The 14,345-nt window shown below is 61.5% G+C and carries 15 protein-coding genes; 6 read left to right on the top strand and 9 right to left on the bottom strand.

What is annotated here, in order from left to right:
• The coding region (locus H7B90_RS27695; protein ID WP_185139144.1) for an MFS transporter at window positions 1-1,149 on the bottom strand (1,149 nt) is incomplete at its 3' end.
• Between the two features lie 68 nt (window positions 1,150-1,217).
• Window positions 1,218-1,499, bottom strand: a complete 282-nt coding sequence (locus H7B90_RS27690; RefSeq protein ID WP_185139143.1) for an ArsR/SmtB family transcription factor — start codon at window positions 1,497-1,499, stop codon at window positions 1,218-1,220.
• Between the two features lie 231 nt (window positions 1,500-1,730).
• Here H7B90_RS27690 and H7B90_RS27685 point away from each other — a divergent pair, with 231 nt between their 5' ends.
• On the top strand, window positions 1,731-2,423 hold the full coding sequence (locus H7B90_RS27685; protein ID WP_185139142.1) for a YkoP family protein: 693 nt from the start codon (window positions 1,731-1,733) through the stop codon (window positions 2,421-2,423).
• A gap of 50 nt (window positions 2,424-2,473) precedes the next feature.
• Here the strand turns inward: H7B90_RS27685 and H7B90_RS27680 are convergent, their stop codons facing one another.
• Together H7B90_RS27680 and H7B90_RS27675 are read right to left on the bottom strand one after the other, a co-directional pair.
• Window positions 2,474-2,740: a hypothetical protein gene (locus H7B90_RS27680; RefSeq protein ID WP_185139141.1), complete on the bottom strand. Its 267-nt coding sequence runs from the start codon at window positions 2,738-2,740 to the stop codon at window positions 2,474-2,476.
• A 112-nt stretch (window positions 2,741-2,852) separates the two neighbouring features.
• Window positions 2,853-3,425: a xanthine phosphoribosyltransferase gene (locus H7B90_RS27675; protein ID WP_185139146.1), complete on the bottom strand. Its 573-nt coding sequence runs from the start codon at window positions 3,423-3,425 to the stop codon at window positions 2,853-2,855.
• Between the two features lie 160 nt (window positions 3,426-3,585).
• Here H7B90_RS27675 and H7B90_RS27670 point away from each other — a divergent pair, with 160 nt between their 5' ends.
• Window positions 3,586-4,479 carry a divergent polysaccharide deacetylase family protein gene (locus tag H7B90_RS27670; protein WP_185139140.1) on the top strand — a complete coding sequence of 298 codons (894 nt, stop codon included), beginning with the start codon at window positions 3,586-3,588 and terminating at the stop codon, window positions 4,477-4,479.
• On the opposite strand, the gene H7B90_RS27665 is transcribed toward H7B90_RS27670, so the two are convergent.
• Window positions 4,458-5,183, bottom strand: coding sequence for an N-acetylmuramoyl-L-alanine amidase family protein (locus tag H7B90_RS27665; protein WP_185139139.1), 726 nt, complete (start codon window positions 5,181-5,183; stop codon window positions 4,458-4,460). The genes H7B90_RS27670 and H7B90_RS27665 overlap by 22 nt on opposite strands.
• A gap of 200 nt (window positions 5,184-5,383) precedes the next feature.
• On the opposite strand from H7B90_RS27665, the gene H7B90_RS27660 reads away from it, so the two are divergent.
• Window positions 5,384-5,587, top strand: a complete 204-nt coding sequence (locus tag H7B90_RS27660) for a YqzE family protein (RefSeq protein WP_185139138.1) — start codon at window positions 5,384-5,386, stop codon at window positions 5,585-5,587.
• A 238-nt stretch (window positions 5,588-5,825) separates the two neighbouring features.
• On the opposite strand, the gene H7B90_RS27655 is transcribed toward H7B90_RS27660, so the two are convergent.
• From H7B90_RS27655 to H7B90_RS27645, 3 genes are all read right to left on the bottom strand, one after another.
• Window positions 5,826-6,779, bottom strand: coding sequence for a hypothetical protein (locus H7B90_RS27655; RefSeq protein WP_185139137.1), 954 nt, complete (start codon window positions 6,777-6,779; stop codon window positions 5,826-5,828).
• 137 nt (window positions 6,780-6,916) lie between these two features.
• Complete coding sequence (locus H7B90_RS27650; RefSeq protein ID WP_185139136.1) at window positions 6,917-7,792, bottom strand: YqhG family protein; 876 nt, start codon at window positions 7,790-7,792, stop codon at window positions 6,917-6,919.
• A complete protein-coding gene (locus tag H7B90_RS27645; protein WP_185139145.1) occupies window positions 7,789-9,477 on the bottom strand; it encodes a DEAD/DEAH box helicase in 1,689 nt (562 codons plus the stop codon). The genes H7B90_RS27650 and H7B90_RS27645 overlap by 4 nt, the downstream gene beginning before the upstream one ends.
• A 485-nt stretch (window positions 9,478-9,962) precedes the next feature.
• Between H7B90_RS27645 and H7B90_RS27640 the strand changes: the two genes are divergently transcribed.
• From H7B90_RS27640 to H7B90_RS33220, 3 genes are all read left to right on the top strand, one after another.
• Window positions 9,963-12,644, top strand: coding sequence for an adenosylcobalamin-dependent ribonucleoside-diphosphate reductase (locus tag H7B90_RS27640; protein WP_185139135.1), 2,682 nt, complete (start codon window positions 9,963-9,965; stop codon window positions 12,642-12,644).
• 158 nt (window positions 12,645-12,802) lie between these two features.
• A complete protein-coding gene (locus H7B90_RS33225; protein WP_246578829.1) occupies window positions 12,803-12,994 on the top strand; it encodes a hypothetical protein in 192 nt (63 codons plus the stop codon).
• Window positions 12,995-13,020: 26 nt separating this feature from the next.
• Window positions 13,021-13,164 carry a hypothetical protein gene (locus H7B90_RS33220; protein WP_246578828.1) on the top strand — a complete coding sequence of 48 codons (144 nt, stop codon included), beginning with the start codon at window positions 13,021-13,023 and terminating at the stop codon, window positions 13,162-13,164.
• 773 nt (window positions 13,165-13,937) lie between these two features.
• Here H7B90_RS33220 and H7B90_RS27630 read toward each other — a convergent pair.
• Window positions 13,938-14,345, bottom strand: a 408-nt coding sequence (locus tag H7B90_RS27630; protein WP_260411271.1) for a hypothetical protein, incomplete at its 5' end; no start/stop codon positions are given.

The raw sequence follows: 14,345 nt of genomic DNA, 5'->3' as shown, positions 1-14,345 counted from the left end.
GATCCGCGCGCCCCCGAAGGAGGCGGCGGCGGCCGCGGCCGCGACGGCGACGCCCGCGGCGCCGATCCAAGCGATGGCCGACAGCGAGGAGCCTTCCGCGACGACGCCGCCGATGCCGGCCCCCGCCGCCATGCCGAACTGGACGGCGGACGTGTTCAGGCTAAGCATGATGCCGGACGCGGCCGGAGCGAGCGAGATCAGGTTGAACTGCTGCGTCGGGCCGGAAGACCACGCCGACAGCGACCATACGATCAATAGAGGAAGGACGACGGCGGCCGATCCCGATACCGTCGACAGGAGGACCAGAGACAGAGCGTGAACCGTCATGCCGATGACGAGGGTTCGCGCGACGCCGAACCGGTCCGTCGAGAAGCCGCCGATCTTCGAGCCGACCAGGCTGGCGAGCCCGAAGGCGAACAGGCCGATGCTGACCTCCGACTCGCTCAGGCCGGAGACGTCGAGCAAGAACGGAGAGATATACGTGTAGACGACGGAGTAGCCCATAATCCAGAAGAAGGTGACGCCCAAGGCGATCGCGATCTTCGGCTGCTTCAGCATGGCGATCTGCCGTCCGAGCGGGATGGGTTCGTCGCCTTCGGTCTGCGGAATCGTCTTCGCGATGGCGAACATGGCCAGCAGGCTGAGGATGCCGATTCCCCAGAACGTCATTTTCCAATCGTAGGCCGCCGCCACGACGCGCCCGACGGGGACGCCGACGATGAGCGCGGTGCTGAAGCCGGTAATGACGGTGGCGATCGCCCCGGCCTGGCGGTCGGCGGGAGCCAGCTTCGAGGCGACGGTCAGGGCCGTCACGACGAAGGCGCCCGTGCCGATCGCCAGCATCGCCCGGGAGACCATCAGGAAGCCGAAGCCCGGCAGGAGCAGGGTGGCCGCGTTGCCGACGATGAAGAAGCCGAGCGAATAGAGAAGCAGCTTGCGGCGGTCCATCTTCGCGGTCGCCGCCATGACGATCGGAGTCCCGATGGCGTACGCCAGCGAGAAGACGGTGATCAGCTGGCCGGCCGCGGACACGGATACGCCCGCGTCCTCCGCCACCTTGTCGAGAATGCCCGCGATAATGAATTCCGACGTCCCGACCAGGAAGCTGACGAGAGCCAGCATATAGATCTTCCATACCTGTTGCTTCATACGGTAAACACCTCTCCACTCCTAAATTCTATATATCTATAAAAATAGATATAAACATTCAAAAAAAATTACTCGAACAACACGGGAGCGAACCTCTTCGCCAATTCGCGGTTCAGTTTGTAATAGACGAACGTTCCGTCCTTGCTGGATTCGAGCAAGCCGCAGTCGGTCAGCTGCTTCAGATGATGGGACAGCGTCGATCCGGCGACGGATTCGAGCCGGGTCCCGAGGTCTGCGCAGCAGAGCGGCGGGTCGTTCGCCAGCATGCGGGCGATGCGGAAGCGGGTCGGTTCTCCTAGAGCCTTGTAGATCTTGACGGCTTGGCGAATGTCTTCCGGTTCTTCCCGCATCTCGATGTCCTCCTTCCGGCCGCTTCGGCGGCTGTATTTCGTTATTTCTAAAATCATGGAAATAAGGTAACACACCTCGAACGAATTGTAAATACCCCCTCCTTAAGTCTAGCGAAGAACCCGACCTCGGCAGTCCGCAGAACGCGACGCGGGCCAATCGGCAGCACGGAAGCGAGCCGATAGAATGAGATTAAGAGATCGGGAATTCATTCGGGAAAGGCGGACGAGAGAATGATCGGAACGGAGACGGCGAAGGCGGGGCGCGGAGCGACGATCGGCCAAGCGGCATGGATGGCGTGGGAGGGAGCGATCGGGAAGTACATGGAGTGGAGAAGCGCGGGCGCCTATCGCTTCGGAATATGCAGGGTGCTGCTGAAGAAGCACCACGGAAGGGCGATCGTCTGCGAGGACGGAACCCGGATCGAGAGAGGAGATTGGGTCGGGGAGCTTCATCTCGACAACGCGACGGTGCTCTCCCTGACCAGCTCGGCCGCATCCAGCAGCGCGGCTCTGGCGACCGCCAGGCTCGCCCGCGACGCGGTCCGGCAAATCTACTTCTCCATGGAGACGCATCCGGAATTGAGGAAAATCAAAGCATTGGTCGGCATCACCCTGCTGCACCGCGGACTCGTCCACGGACTCGGCTTCGAGCACCAGCGTCTTCCCTCGCGGATGGAGGAGCGGCTCTGCACTCTGTATCTGAGGCTGCTGCTTCGCTTCATGCATCCGGACGGAGGCAGGAGGGTGCGGGGACAAGGGGAGAAGCTCGTTCCGATGAGGCTTGTCCATTCCCGGGAATCGCTGCGCCGCCGGTTCGGAGCGGACCCGTCGAAGCCGGCCGAAGGGCGGAAGAGCGAAGAACGCGCGGCCCGCGACGGGATTCGTCTCCCCGCCGGCGAGTCCCGGAGGATCCGGACGGGCTGAGGGAAGCTGGCTTCCCGGCCCGCCCTTCTCATCGCCGCGGGAACGCGTCGTTATCTTCTGGATCTGGCGGCGGACAGGCGCGATCGGGAGCCGCCGCGATGAAGGCCGCGTACCTCCGCGGTGTCGTGGCACCAGACGTCCTTCGCGGTGCAAGTGTAGACGTGGTGCGGAACCGGAACGCAATGATGGCGGCGAATGACTTCGACGGAATGCACGACGTTCACGACTTGAGGATGATAGTAGTCTTCGTAGACGACTTGAGGCGGGTCGTACACCGTTTGGGTCGGACAGTTCGAGTTCGGAGGGCAAGAAGACAAGGCAATCAACTCCTTCCGTGGATGTGCTACAGTATACGGGGCGGGCCAACTTCACGCCTGTTCGGATGCCTATCGGCGCCTGTCTCGTAGGCGAACCGCCCGATACCGGGCCCTATTCCGCGAACCGGATGGAGCCGTCCTCGAGCGAAGCGATCCGGGCGAGGGATTCGACCCGGTATCCGGCTTCGATCAAGGCTTGCCGTCCCGATTGGAACGACTTCTCGATGACGATGCCGATGCCCGCCACGCGGGCTCCCGCCTGCTCCACGATCCGGGCGAGAGCAAGGGAAGCTTGTCCGTTCGCCAGAAAATCGTCGACGACGAGAACGCGATCGCCGGGGCCGATGTAGGACTTCGACACGGTGATCTCGTTCTCTTCCTGCTTCGTGAACGAGTAAGCCTTCTCGGTATAGAGATCGTCGCGAAGGGTCAGCGACTTGCGCTTCCGCGCGAACACGAGCGGCACGTTCAGCTTCAGAGCCGTCATGACGGCGGGGGCGATGCCCGACGATTCGATGGTGAGGACGACGGTGACGCCATCCTCCGCGAATAAGCGGGCGAAGACGTCGCCGATCCCGTCCATCAGGACCGGATCGATGCGATGGTTCAGGAAGGAGTCGACCTTGAGAACCTGGTTCCCGAGCACGACGCCTTCTTCGACGATTTTGCGTTTGAGCGCTTCGATGACACGCGTCTCCTTTGCGGTGAATTTGGTCGACCTCATTATACACGATAGGGCCTAAGTTATGTGGCTGGATTCCCCCGCGCATCCGAATAATTCCTCCGCGAGTCTGACACAATGAGTCTATGGCTCGGCCAAGGCGGATGTCAGGAGGGATATGGTCATGAGGAGACCTCTGTTCCAACGAACGAGATGGGGAAGAGGCGTTCTGGCGGCGCTCCTTCTCGCCGGCGCGGGTTGGTCGTCGGCGCCGGACGGAGTCTACGCGCAGGGCGGAACGGCGGCGCGGGAGGAGGCGAACCCGGCCGCGGCCAAGCGGATCGCGGTCGTCATCGACGACTTCGGCAACGGGATGAAGGGGACGGAGCAGATGCTCGGTCTTCCGGTTCCGCTGACGGCGGCGGTGATGCCGTTCCTGCCGACGACGAAGAAGGATGCCGAAGCGGCGCACGCGAAGGGACATGACGTCATCGTGCACATGCCGATGGAGCCGGTCAAGGGCAAGGCGAGCTGGCTCGGACCGAACGCCATTCTAACCAGTCTGCCGGACGACGAGATTCGGCGGCGCGTGGAAGCGGCGATCGCGGACGTCCCCCATGCCGTCGGAATGAACAACCATATGGGCTCGAAGGCGACGGCCGACGAGAGAGTGATGCGGATCGTCTTGCAGGTATGCAAGGAGAAGGGGATTTTTTTCCTCGACAGCCGCACGTCCTACAAGTCGGTCATTCCCCAGGTAGCCAAGGAATTGGGAGTGCCGCTGCTGCGCAACGACGTCTTCCTGGACGACGTCTATACCGCCGCTCACGTCTCCCGGCAGCTGGGCGTGCTTAAGCAGCGCTTGGACAAAAAAACGAATTGCGTCGTCATCGGACACGTCGGCCCTCCGGGGCTGATCACGTCGGGCGCCCTTCGTTCGGCCATCCCGGGGTTCGAGAAGACCGGAGCGAAGTTCGTCCGCTTGTCGCAGCTGCTGCCGCCGGCCGTCCCCCCGGCCTTCGGGATGGTCCTTCGTTCGCTTGTTCGGGCGAGCGGTCAAGGCGCCACGCACCGGTAGGCGAGGATGCCTTCCGCGATCGCCATCGCGATTCGGGTCTGGCCGCGCGCCGACGTGAGCAGCTCCCGGTCCCTCGGATCGCTTAAGTACGCCGTCTCGACGATGACGCTCGGCACCCGCACGCGGTTCAGCACATAGTATTTCCGGCTGCTCATCGGAAGCTTCCGGGTATTCTGCTGGCGGTTCAGCCCGTCCTGGATGAACGCGGCGAGCAGCGCGCTCCGGCCCTCGTTCTGATGAATGACGAGAGGGCCCCGGTTCTTCCGGCGGGGAGACCAATTGACGTGAATGCTCACGAAGATATCCGGCCGGATCTCGTCGCTCAGCCCTCCGCGCTGGGACAGATCCCGATTGTGCCGGGAAGCCCGATGCCATCGGTTGTCGTCGCTCAGGGCGTAATCCCCCGTCCGGTTCATCGCCGCCGAGACGCCATGGCTGCGCAGAATCAAATACAGCTTGCGGGAGATCGCGAGGTTGATGTCCTTCTCGTGGATGCCGTTCCAATAGGTGCCCGAATCGATCCCGCCGTGTCCGACGTCGATCAGGACGTCCGTCGCCGGCATCGTATGGGGGACGGGGGAGACGGGCGGCGGGGGCTTCCGGCTCCCGGCGGCGTCGTCCCGCGACCAGCCGGACAGGAGAAGAGCGACGCCCGCGACGGCGACTCCCCTTCCGACGAACCTCAGAATGCGTATGCGGGCCATCCGCCGTTCCTCCCTTCCTTGCTCGGTTCCGTTCAAGCGTCCTCTATAGCGTGGCTCGGAGCGCCCCGTCTCATTCAAGCCGCCGTCTTCGCCGCCTTCGCCGCCTTCGCCGCCATCGCCGGCTGCGGCCGAATCGGCGTTTGAGACCGGGCGTGGCGGGGCATCCTAAGAGCATACGAGGAACGAAGGAGGCGGAGGACATGAGCGAAGGAACCGATCTGCTGAAGCTGGTGACGAACCGGGTCGCCGCATACCTGACGACGCCGGCGGAGGAGAAGGAGAAGCCGGTCAAGCCCCGGGTGCCCTGGACGACCCAGTGGTTCGGCATGGTGCCGATGGGGATGCAGATCTGGTGGGACGACAAACGCGGCAAATCCGACAAACCGCAAGCTCCGGGCTCTTGACCGGAACTTGCGGTTTTTTTTCTGAGCAAGACCGAATTCGCGTTCATGGCTGCGATCGGAATCACAGGGTTCCGGTTTATATGCCCGTTCTGAAACGAACTCAGGAGACGCTATTTGGCGTCAAAAGCCGATTTTGGAAAATCGAACGAACCCCAGCGATCTTATTCGGGCCGAGTTTGTAAAGAGAGAAGAGGGGCTCCATGAACGGGGCCCCTCTTCTTCGTTTCGCCAATCCTTTTTATCGATAGAAAAGTCCGTAAGAACGCAGGGTGGACAAAGGCACGAAGCGGGAGCCGTACATCTCGAGAGCCGCGTCGATCCGGCCTCCGGACCAGCCGGTATAGCCGACGACCGCTATCGCGTACAGCATCTTGTCCCCGAACGGCTCGCATACGTACCGGAGCGGATGGCCCTGGCCGACCCGGGCGACGAAGTCCGAATCGGCGTCGGCGTCGAACGGGGCTTCGTTCATCAGCCACGGCAGGCGCTCGTACGGATCGAACGGTTCGCCGAGCTTAAGCTTCGACACGGCCGGGGCCGCATCGGGTTCCGGAGAGAGTCCGTGGAACGCCTCGCGAATCCGCGCCCAGCTCTTGTCGTCGAGAGGCAGCTGCTCGTCCGTCTTGGCGTCGAACCAATACGTTTCGCCCTCGACGGTCACCTTCCAGACGGCGGCGAACGGATGCAGGTACTGCTTCTCGGCCCGGTACGGCGAGGAATGGGACGAGAGAATCCCGTTCGCGACGAGCGAGCGGCTGAGGCTCGCCTTGTCGAACAGCGGCTGCGGGCCGACGCCGTATTCGCCGAGCCGGTACGACCCGTCTTCGGCGGCGTAGACGACAAGATAGCCGACGGCCTGCTTCGCGGGCGACCGCAAGGTGACGAGCCAGCCGTGCGTGCCCGGGCCGAGCGGCTCGATGGCGCGGGATGCCGTCTTCCAGGCTGCGAACGGCCGCCGGGCGGAGAGCGAAGCGATCCAGCCGTCGACGCTCTTCTCGAGCTCGGCGGGGTAGCCTTGGACGAGCTCCAGCGCGACTTGCCGGGCGAGAGCCGAGACGAGGGAGTCGGAAGGAAGGGTCGCGGGGGAGTCGGCCGAAGCCGGAACGGCTCCGGAGAGCGTCGTCCAGATCAGCGCTCCCGCGACCGCGAGCTTGCACAGCCTCGGCATCGTCCGGCGGCGGTTATCGGTCATAGCTTATCACCTGCTTCGTCGATTGGTGGAGCGGCATCGGAATCGTGCGGCGTCTTCCTCTGCATTATAGCGGACAAGCCGTGCCGATCCTGTTGGAACGTGTCCGCGGCCGGAGCGCGCGCCCGGTTCTATTCTTGTCACTCGATGCCGGGAAGGTGGAAAATGCCGCAGTTGATGACGGATAACGTCACCCTCGGCCGATATTGCCAATCGATCTCTTCCTTGCGCTGGTTGAAGCGGGCGGTCAGCGCCTCGGCCTGCTCCTTCGTCGCGGAACGCTCGATCATCGGCTCGTAGTATTGCCCGACCCGGGCCAGCTCGTCGAGACGCCGCTCCTCCGCTTCGGCGGCCCAGCCGAAGTCGGCGTTCCTCAGCTTCCGCTCGAGATGGTTCTCGAGCTGGGTCATCGCCTTGCGAAGGGAGAGGCCGTTCCGCAGCAGATGGACGTTGGACGGAAGCTTCGGCGTCAGCCGCTTGTCCCGCAGCTTCTCGAGGAACCGCTCGTCGATGATGCCGGTGGCGAGCGAGATGCCCATGCCGTACAGCTCCTCGCGCTTCATGTCGCATTCGTAGCCGACCTTGAAGTTCGCTCCGAGCCAGGCGGTGTAGGGCTGCGAGCCGAGCGGATGGCCCGGCCCCTTCGGCGGCTCCTCGAACAGCATGACGTTCTTGCCGGCCTGGCCGACGGACTCGAAGATCTGCGCGAGCCGGCCGGAGCCGAAGTAGACGTAGTCCTGAATGACCCGCGTGCTTCCGATCATGTAAGGGGACAGGCCCGGCGTCTCCGGCGCGGAGTTCTCCCCCGGCGGCTCGAAGATCCAGCGGAACGTCATCGTCTCCGGCTCGGCGCCCGTCCGGTCGACGAAGCTCCAATAGTAAGGACGGTTCGTGAGCGCCCGGTCGGCGGCCGGGGACAGCTTGACCGTCACGTGGGACGGTCCCTTTTCGAGAATATGGCAGTCTGTGGATTGGAGATAAGAGAGGACGAACTTCTGCATCTGCTTCGGATTCATCGGTCTCTCTCCTTCGCGAATTGCCTTCCCGCTTCGAGCAGGGAGTCGCCCAGCCCGTCGATGCGCTTGCGGAGCTCGCCGGGATCGTCCGCTTCGAGCACCAGCTTGGCCAGCTTCCGCTCGAGCGGCTCCTCCTTCTCCAAGCGCTCCAGGATCTCGCCGAGCTCGCCGATTACCATTTCAAACATGTTGATTTTTTCATGGAGCAGGTGTACGATATGTTCCTCTATGGTCCCGGTCGTACATAGGTTGAAGATGCGGACGTCTTCGGTCTGCCCGAGACGGTGAACCCGGCCGATTCTCTGCTCGACGCGCATCGGGTTCCAGGGCAGGTCGAAGTTGACGATATGGTGGCAGAACTGCAGGTTGATCCCTTCGCCCCCGGCTTCGGTGGCGACCATGACCTGCGCCCGCCGGCGGAACAAGTCCATCATCCAATCCTTCTTCCCGCGGTTCATGCCTCCCCGGTACGGAACGGCGTTCAAGCCATGCTCCTTGAAGTACCGGATCAGGTAATCCTGCGTCGCCCGGTATTCCGTGAACACGATCGCCTTGTCCTGGATGCTCTCGAGCAGCTCCATCGTCTTCTGGGCCTTCGTGTTCGCCTTGATGCTCCGGATCATCTCGACGAGCTCCCAGACGCGCGCGTGCAGGGGAGAGTCCGGGGCGACCTTCTTCGACAGGTTGATCAACGTCAGGAAGACGGCGTCGCGGCTCGAGCATACTTCGCGCTGCAGGGTGACGAGGGACAGCATGCTGGCCATGTCGCCCCGCTCGGCCTGCGCGTGCTCGCGCACGAACCGGGTGACGCCTTCATACAGGTTCTGCTCTTCCGGCGACAGCTGGAGCGGCACGTTGGCGACCATCCGCTTCGTGAATTCGAGCGTCCCGTCGCTGCGCCGGTTGCGGATCATCACCTGCCCGAGGGCGGCCTGGAGCTGTTCCTCGTTCTTCGCGACCCTGCGGTCCGCGACGAAGTTGGCGGCGAATTCGCCTTCGCCCCCGAGTTGACCCGGCTTGAGCAGGGTAATGAGATTGTAGAGCTCGGACAAGTCGTTCTGAACCGGCGTCGCGGTGAGCAGGAGGCAATATTTTTTGCGAAGGTCGCAGACGAATTGGTAGTTGCCCGTCTTCTTGTTCTTGAGCTTGTGGGCCTCGTCGATGATCAGCATGTCGAATTCGCCGTCCAGCAGCAGGGAGCGGTGCGGCTCGCGCTTCGCGGTGTCGATGGAGGCGACGACGATGTCGCTGCCCCACGTGTACGCCTTCTTCTGGGCGACGGCGGGGATGCCGAACTTGCCGCTCAGTTCGCGCACCCATTGCAGCACGAGAGAAGCCGGCACGAGGATAAGCGCCCGCTTGACGAGGCCCCGGACGAGATATTCCTTCAGGATCAGCCCGGCTTCGATCGTCTTGCCGAGACCGACCTCGTCGGCGAGAATCGCTCTTCCTCTCATCTCGTACAGCACGCGGAGCGCCGTGTCGAGCTGGTGGGGGAGCGGCGTCAGGCCGGGGAGGAGCCTCAGGCTCTGCAATTCGCGGAAGTCGCCGATCCGGCGCGCTTCTTCGGCTTCCCACGCCATCCGGTAGAGACCCCAATCGTCCCACGGCCCGTTGCGTTCGATGCGGCGCTCCAATTCTTCGAACGGGCTGCGGTCGATATACAGGTCGACGAGCGGGTGCAGCTTCCGGGCCGGAGCGGCGGGAGCGGCGCGTCCTCCGGCGGCGACGGCGGGTTCGGCTTCCGAAGCGGGGGCGTCCGCAAGCGGCGCGGCTTCCGTCGGAAGAAGCTCTTCGGCGGGCTCGGCGGCGGGGGATCGTTGCTGCAGCGGTTCGCTATGCAAGGTGGCAGTCCTCCTGAAGTGAGATGAACGATGGCGGGCATGTCGGCGCCGGAATACCCTATAGTATGAGCAAGCGGGACGATTCTAAAACGGGCGGTTGGCGATAAAGGGAGAAATCGGGAGAGATCCGAAGGTAGAGAGCGCGGCGTCGGGCGAGAGGCTTGTCAATGGGTCTTTCGGTCTGTGGTAGCACCATATGTAGTATAGTATAATGGTTTTCGCACACAATATATTGTACAATTTACATACATTATCGTTGTTGTTGCGAACCTAGCAAGCCTAGCAATCCTTGATTCTGATGCCATAACGAGAGGGTGTGCCGGATTTTGAAAACGACGGTGGAGACGAAGCGGCTGCAGGGCCTGAGCGAGAAAATATTCCTGGACCGGTATGCTTGGAAGAACGCGGATACGAACGAGACGAAGGTCGGCGACGTCGTGCTGGTGCTGACCAAGGACGATCCCAAGTTCCCGGCGAAGGAAGTCGGGGAAGTCATCGCTAGGCAAGGTCGCAAGGCGACGGTCAAGACGAGAAGCGGCGAGATCGTCGAATCCGACGTCGAGAAGCTGACGCTGACGATCGAGAAGACGCCGGAGGAGATGTGGACGCGTCTCGCGAACGCGATGGCTTCGGTCGAGACGACGGAAGAGAAGCAGAAGGAGTGGAGCGAGAAGTTCCGCTGGCTGCTCGACGACTGGAAGCTCGTGCCGGGCGGACGGATCGCAGCGGGCGCGGGAGCGAGCGAAGAGCTTACTCTTTTCAACTGCTACGTTATCCCTTCGCCTCATGACAGCCGGGGCGGCATTATGGAGACGCTCAGCGAGATGACCGAGATTATGGCTCGCGGGGGCGGCGTCGGCATCAACCTGTCTTCGCTCCGTCCGCGGCGCTCCGTTGTCAAGGGCGTGAACGGATCGTCGAGCGGCGCGGTGTCCTGGGGCGGGCTGTTCAGCTACACGACCGGCCTCATCGAGCAGGGCGGCAGCCGCCGCGGCGCGCTGATGCTCATGATCAACGACTGGCATCCGGACGTGCTCGACTTCATCACGGTTAAGCAGACGATGGGCCAAGTGACGAACGCGAACCTGTCGGTCTGCGTCAGCAACGGCTTCATGAAGGCCGTCAAGGAAGACCTCGACTGGGAGCTCGTGTTCCCGGACACGAAGGACCCGGAATACAACGAGCTGTGGGACGGCGACCTCGACAAGTGGAAGAAGGCCGGCAAGCCGGTCGTTTCTTATAAGACGGTGCGGGCCCGCGACATCTGGAAGACGATCATCGAATCGGCGTGGAAGTCGGCCGAGCCGGGCGTCGTGTTCATGGAATATTACAACCAGATGTCGAACAGCTGGTACTTCAACCCGATCATCTGCACGAACCCGTGCGGCGAGCAGGGGCTTCCGGCTTGGGGCGTCTGCAACCTGTCGGCGATCAACCTGTCCAAGTTCTACGACGAGGAGAAGCACGACGTCGCTTGGGAAGAGCTCGGACGCGTCGTCCGCTACTCGACCCGGTTCCTGGACAACGTCATCGACAAGACGCCGTACCACTTCCCGGAGAACGAGGCGAACCAGAAGAACGAGCGCCGCGTCGGCCTCGGCACGATGGGTCTGGCCGAGCTGATGATCCGGCTGGAGATTCGCTACGGCAGCCCGGAGAGCATCGAGTTCCTGGACAAGATCTACGGCTTCATGGCGAAGGAGGCGTATCTCGCTTCCACGGAGATCGCGGCGGAGAAGGGCTCGTTCCCGGCGTTCGAGGCCGAGCCGTTCCTGCAGAGCGGATTTATGAAAAACATGGAGTCCGTCTATCCCGAAGTGACGGAAGCGGTCCGCAAGCGCGGCATGCGCAACGTCACCGTCCTGACGCAGGCGCCGACGGGCTCCACCGGCACGATGGTGGGCACGTCGACGGGCATCGAGCCGTACTTCGCGTTCGAATTCTTCCGCCAGAGCCGGCTCGGCTTCGACAAGCAGCTCGTGCCGATCGCGCAGGAGTGGAAGAACGCCCATCCGGGCGAAGAGCTGCCGGAGTGGTTCGTCACCGCGATGGACTTGTCCGCGAAGGACCACATCCGCGTCCAGGCCGCCATCCAGCGGTGGGTCGACAGCTCGATCTCGAAGACGGCGAACTGTCCGTCCGACTTCACGGTCGAAGAGACGGCCGAGCTGTACGAGCTCGCGTTCGAGCTGGGCTGCAAGGGCGTCACGATCTATCGCGACGGCAGCCGCGACGTGCAAGTTCTGAGCACGGCGAAGGACGAGAAGAAGGACGAGGCCGCGAAGGCTGAAGGCGCCGAGTCCGCGCCGGCCGCATCGGTCGGATCGGCTGCGCCGGTTGCGGAGGCCGCCGCGCAGGCTCCGGCGTCCTCCGCCGCCGAGACGGCCGCGATCGGCTCGCTCGCCGCGTCGCTGCCGGTGACGGTCACGCCGCAGCAGGCGAACGTGTTCGACAAGCAGTACAAGAGCCGCCCGAAGGTGCTCCGCGGCGCGACGTATAAGTTCAATACGCCGTTCGGCATGGCGTACATCACCGTCAACGACATCGACGGCACGCCGGGCGAGATCTTCCTGAACGTCGGCAAGGCCGGTTCGGACGTATTCGCCATGGCGGAAGCGCTCGGCCGCGTCATCTCGCTGTTCCTGCGGTACGGCGACCACGGCAACAAGGTGCAGCTGCTCGTCAAGCACCTGAAGGGCATCGGCGGCTCCGGCGCCGTCGGCTTCGGTCCGAACCGCGTCGAGTCGATCGCCGACGCCGTCGCGAAGGCGCTCGAGCTGCACGCGAACCTGCTCGCGGAGGATGAGCAGGCGGCCGCCGCCGAAGCTCCGATCGCCGCGACGACGACCGCGACGTTCCCGGTCATCGGCAGCGGGCACGGCCACGGCTCGCACGACGCTTCCGCGTACACGTCCAAGGACCTGTGCCCGTCCTGCGGCTCGGCGTCGCTGCTGAACGTGGAAGGCTGCAAGACCTGCGCGAACTGCGGCTATAGCAAGTGCTCGTAATCGAAAAGACCCCGGCGACGGGGTCTTTTTGGCAGTTCTCGGAATCGTTGCGATTCTCATCGTACTGCCGCCGCTACAGAAATATTTGACCCGAGGAGTCGTTATCGGCGCCGTAAAGGGATAATTACACTTCCCTATAGAAGAGGAGTTGCGGACAAATGAAGGTGCAAGAAGTTATCGACCGGGTGTTGGAGAGAAGCTGCGGAGGACGAAAGCTTGAAGAGACGTGCGACGTCTTGGCCAGCGGAAGCCCCGGCGTGGAAGTGACGGGCATTGTCACGACCTTTACGGCCCGTCGACGTGATCAAGGTGGCGATCAGGATTGGCGCGATCCTGATCGTCACGCATGAGCCAACCTATTTTACCGGTAGAGCTCATGCGTGACAAGGAGCTGGACGTCATGGTCTGCGGCGACATCACGGAATGGACGCTGTGCGCCTACGTCAACGACGCGTCCATGCTCGGCATGAACAAGGCGATGATCGTGGTCTGGCATGAGCGTACGGAGGAATGGGAATGAAATATTTGGCCGGATGGCTTCTTCCGATTGCGGATGGGATTTCTCTAACATTTGTCGTCGCTAAAGAGCCTTTCGTTTATTTGTGACTATACCATCTTGAATGCAGAGAAGCCGGTGGAAAGGCACCGGTTTCTGCTAAGAAAATTATCGAACTACGAAGTGAAATCGGTTCTATTCTGAAATAGTGAATGGAGGCTTGGCGTCACCTTCGCGCAGAGCAAGCCGGTTGACGGGGTTGAGTGGCAAAGCGTCATGTGTATAACGGAAAGTTGTTGATTGATCTGGCCAATTACGATTCCGTCGCCGAAACGATGCATATCCAGATCGATGTAAACGGCCAATAAATGGTTCAACTGCGGGACTCTCGATGCCGGCGATGTTAAATTCTGTAGTATTACTAGTTGTCGGTTGACAAAAACATGGTCCGATTGAAGTCCGCTAAAATAGCAGTCTTTTTCTTTTATCGGATCATAGTTCTTGTCAATTGTTGATGTCAAGAACATTGACCGATGTTCGATTGGAGACAAGAACATTGTCTGATTGCCGACATGACTAAAACATCACCTAGCAATGCTGTTTAGACCAGTTGTCGGAATTAAGCTAAAGGACAGGATAAATCCCCAGGCAATATTATTAGCCTGTGAGGTGATGGCATGTGGAGTTGCTGTTATTGCTTCTTTACTATGCTGATACTGGGTGCATGCAAACCCGGTTATTGAAAAGGAGTTAACAATACAGGAAGCCGATCATTACACCATAACATCCAGCAGGCTTTAGTGCTTCCAGGGGTCTTCTTTCAGTATTCCTAAGGCTGCGCCAATGCCACCGCCTTCCAACAGAGAGGCCTTGATTTTTTTCTGTAAGGAAGTATGCTCCTGAAGTTCGTGTGTTGGAAGGTCCGTTCTTCCATAAACCCATCTGATCGCGCTATCGTTCGTTTCATCCACTCGTATCAATTCGAACGCCTTCTGAAAGCGGATTATATTTGAGCTTTCCGGCAACAGCTTAGCAAGGACAGGGGAAAGCAACCAGGAATCGCACAACATATCGGACTGTCCGTACTTCGGGTAATATTTTGAAAAAAATACCCTAGCGTCCTCATAAGACTTCCGCAAGCTCTCGCGCCCCATATCCGCATCAGCGGGGATATGTATATTTATTAACCCTGAATTTCGAAAGTA

This window comes from Cohnella xylanilytica, from assembly GCF_014212175.1.
Taxonomy (GTDB): domain Bacteria; phylum Bacillota; class Bacilli; order Paenibacillales; family Paenibacillaceae; genus Cohnella; species Cohnella xylanilytica.
Note: the sequence above shows the minus strand (reverse complement) of the source record. Positions and strands in the feature narration are given on the sequence as shown.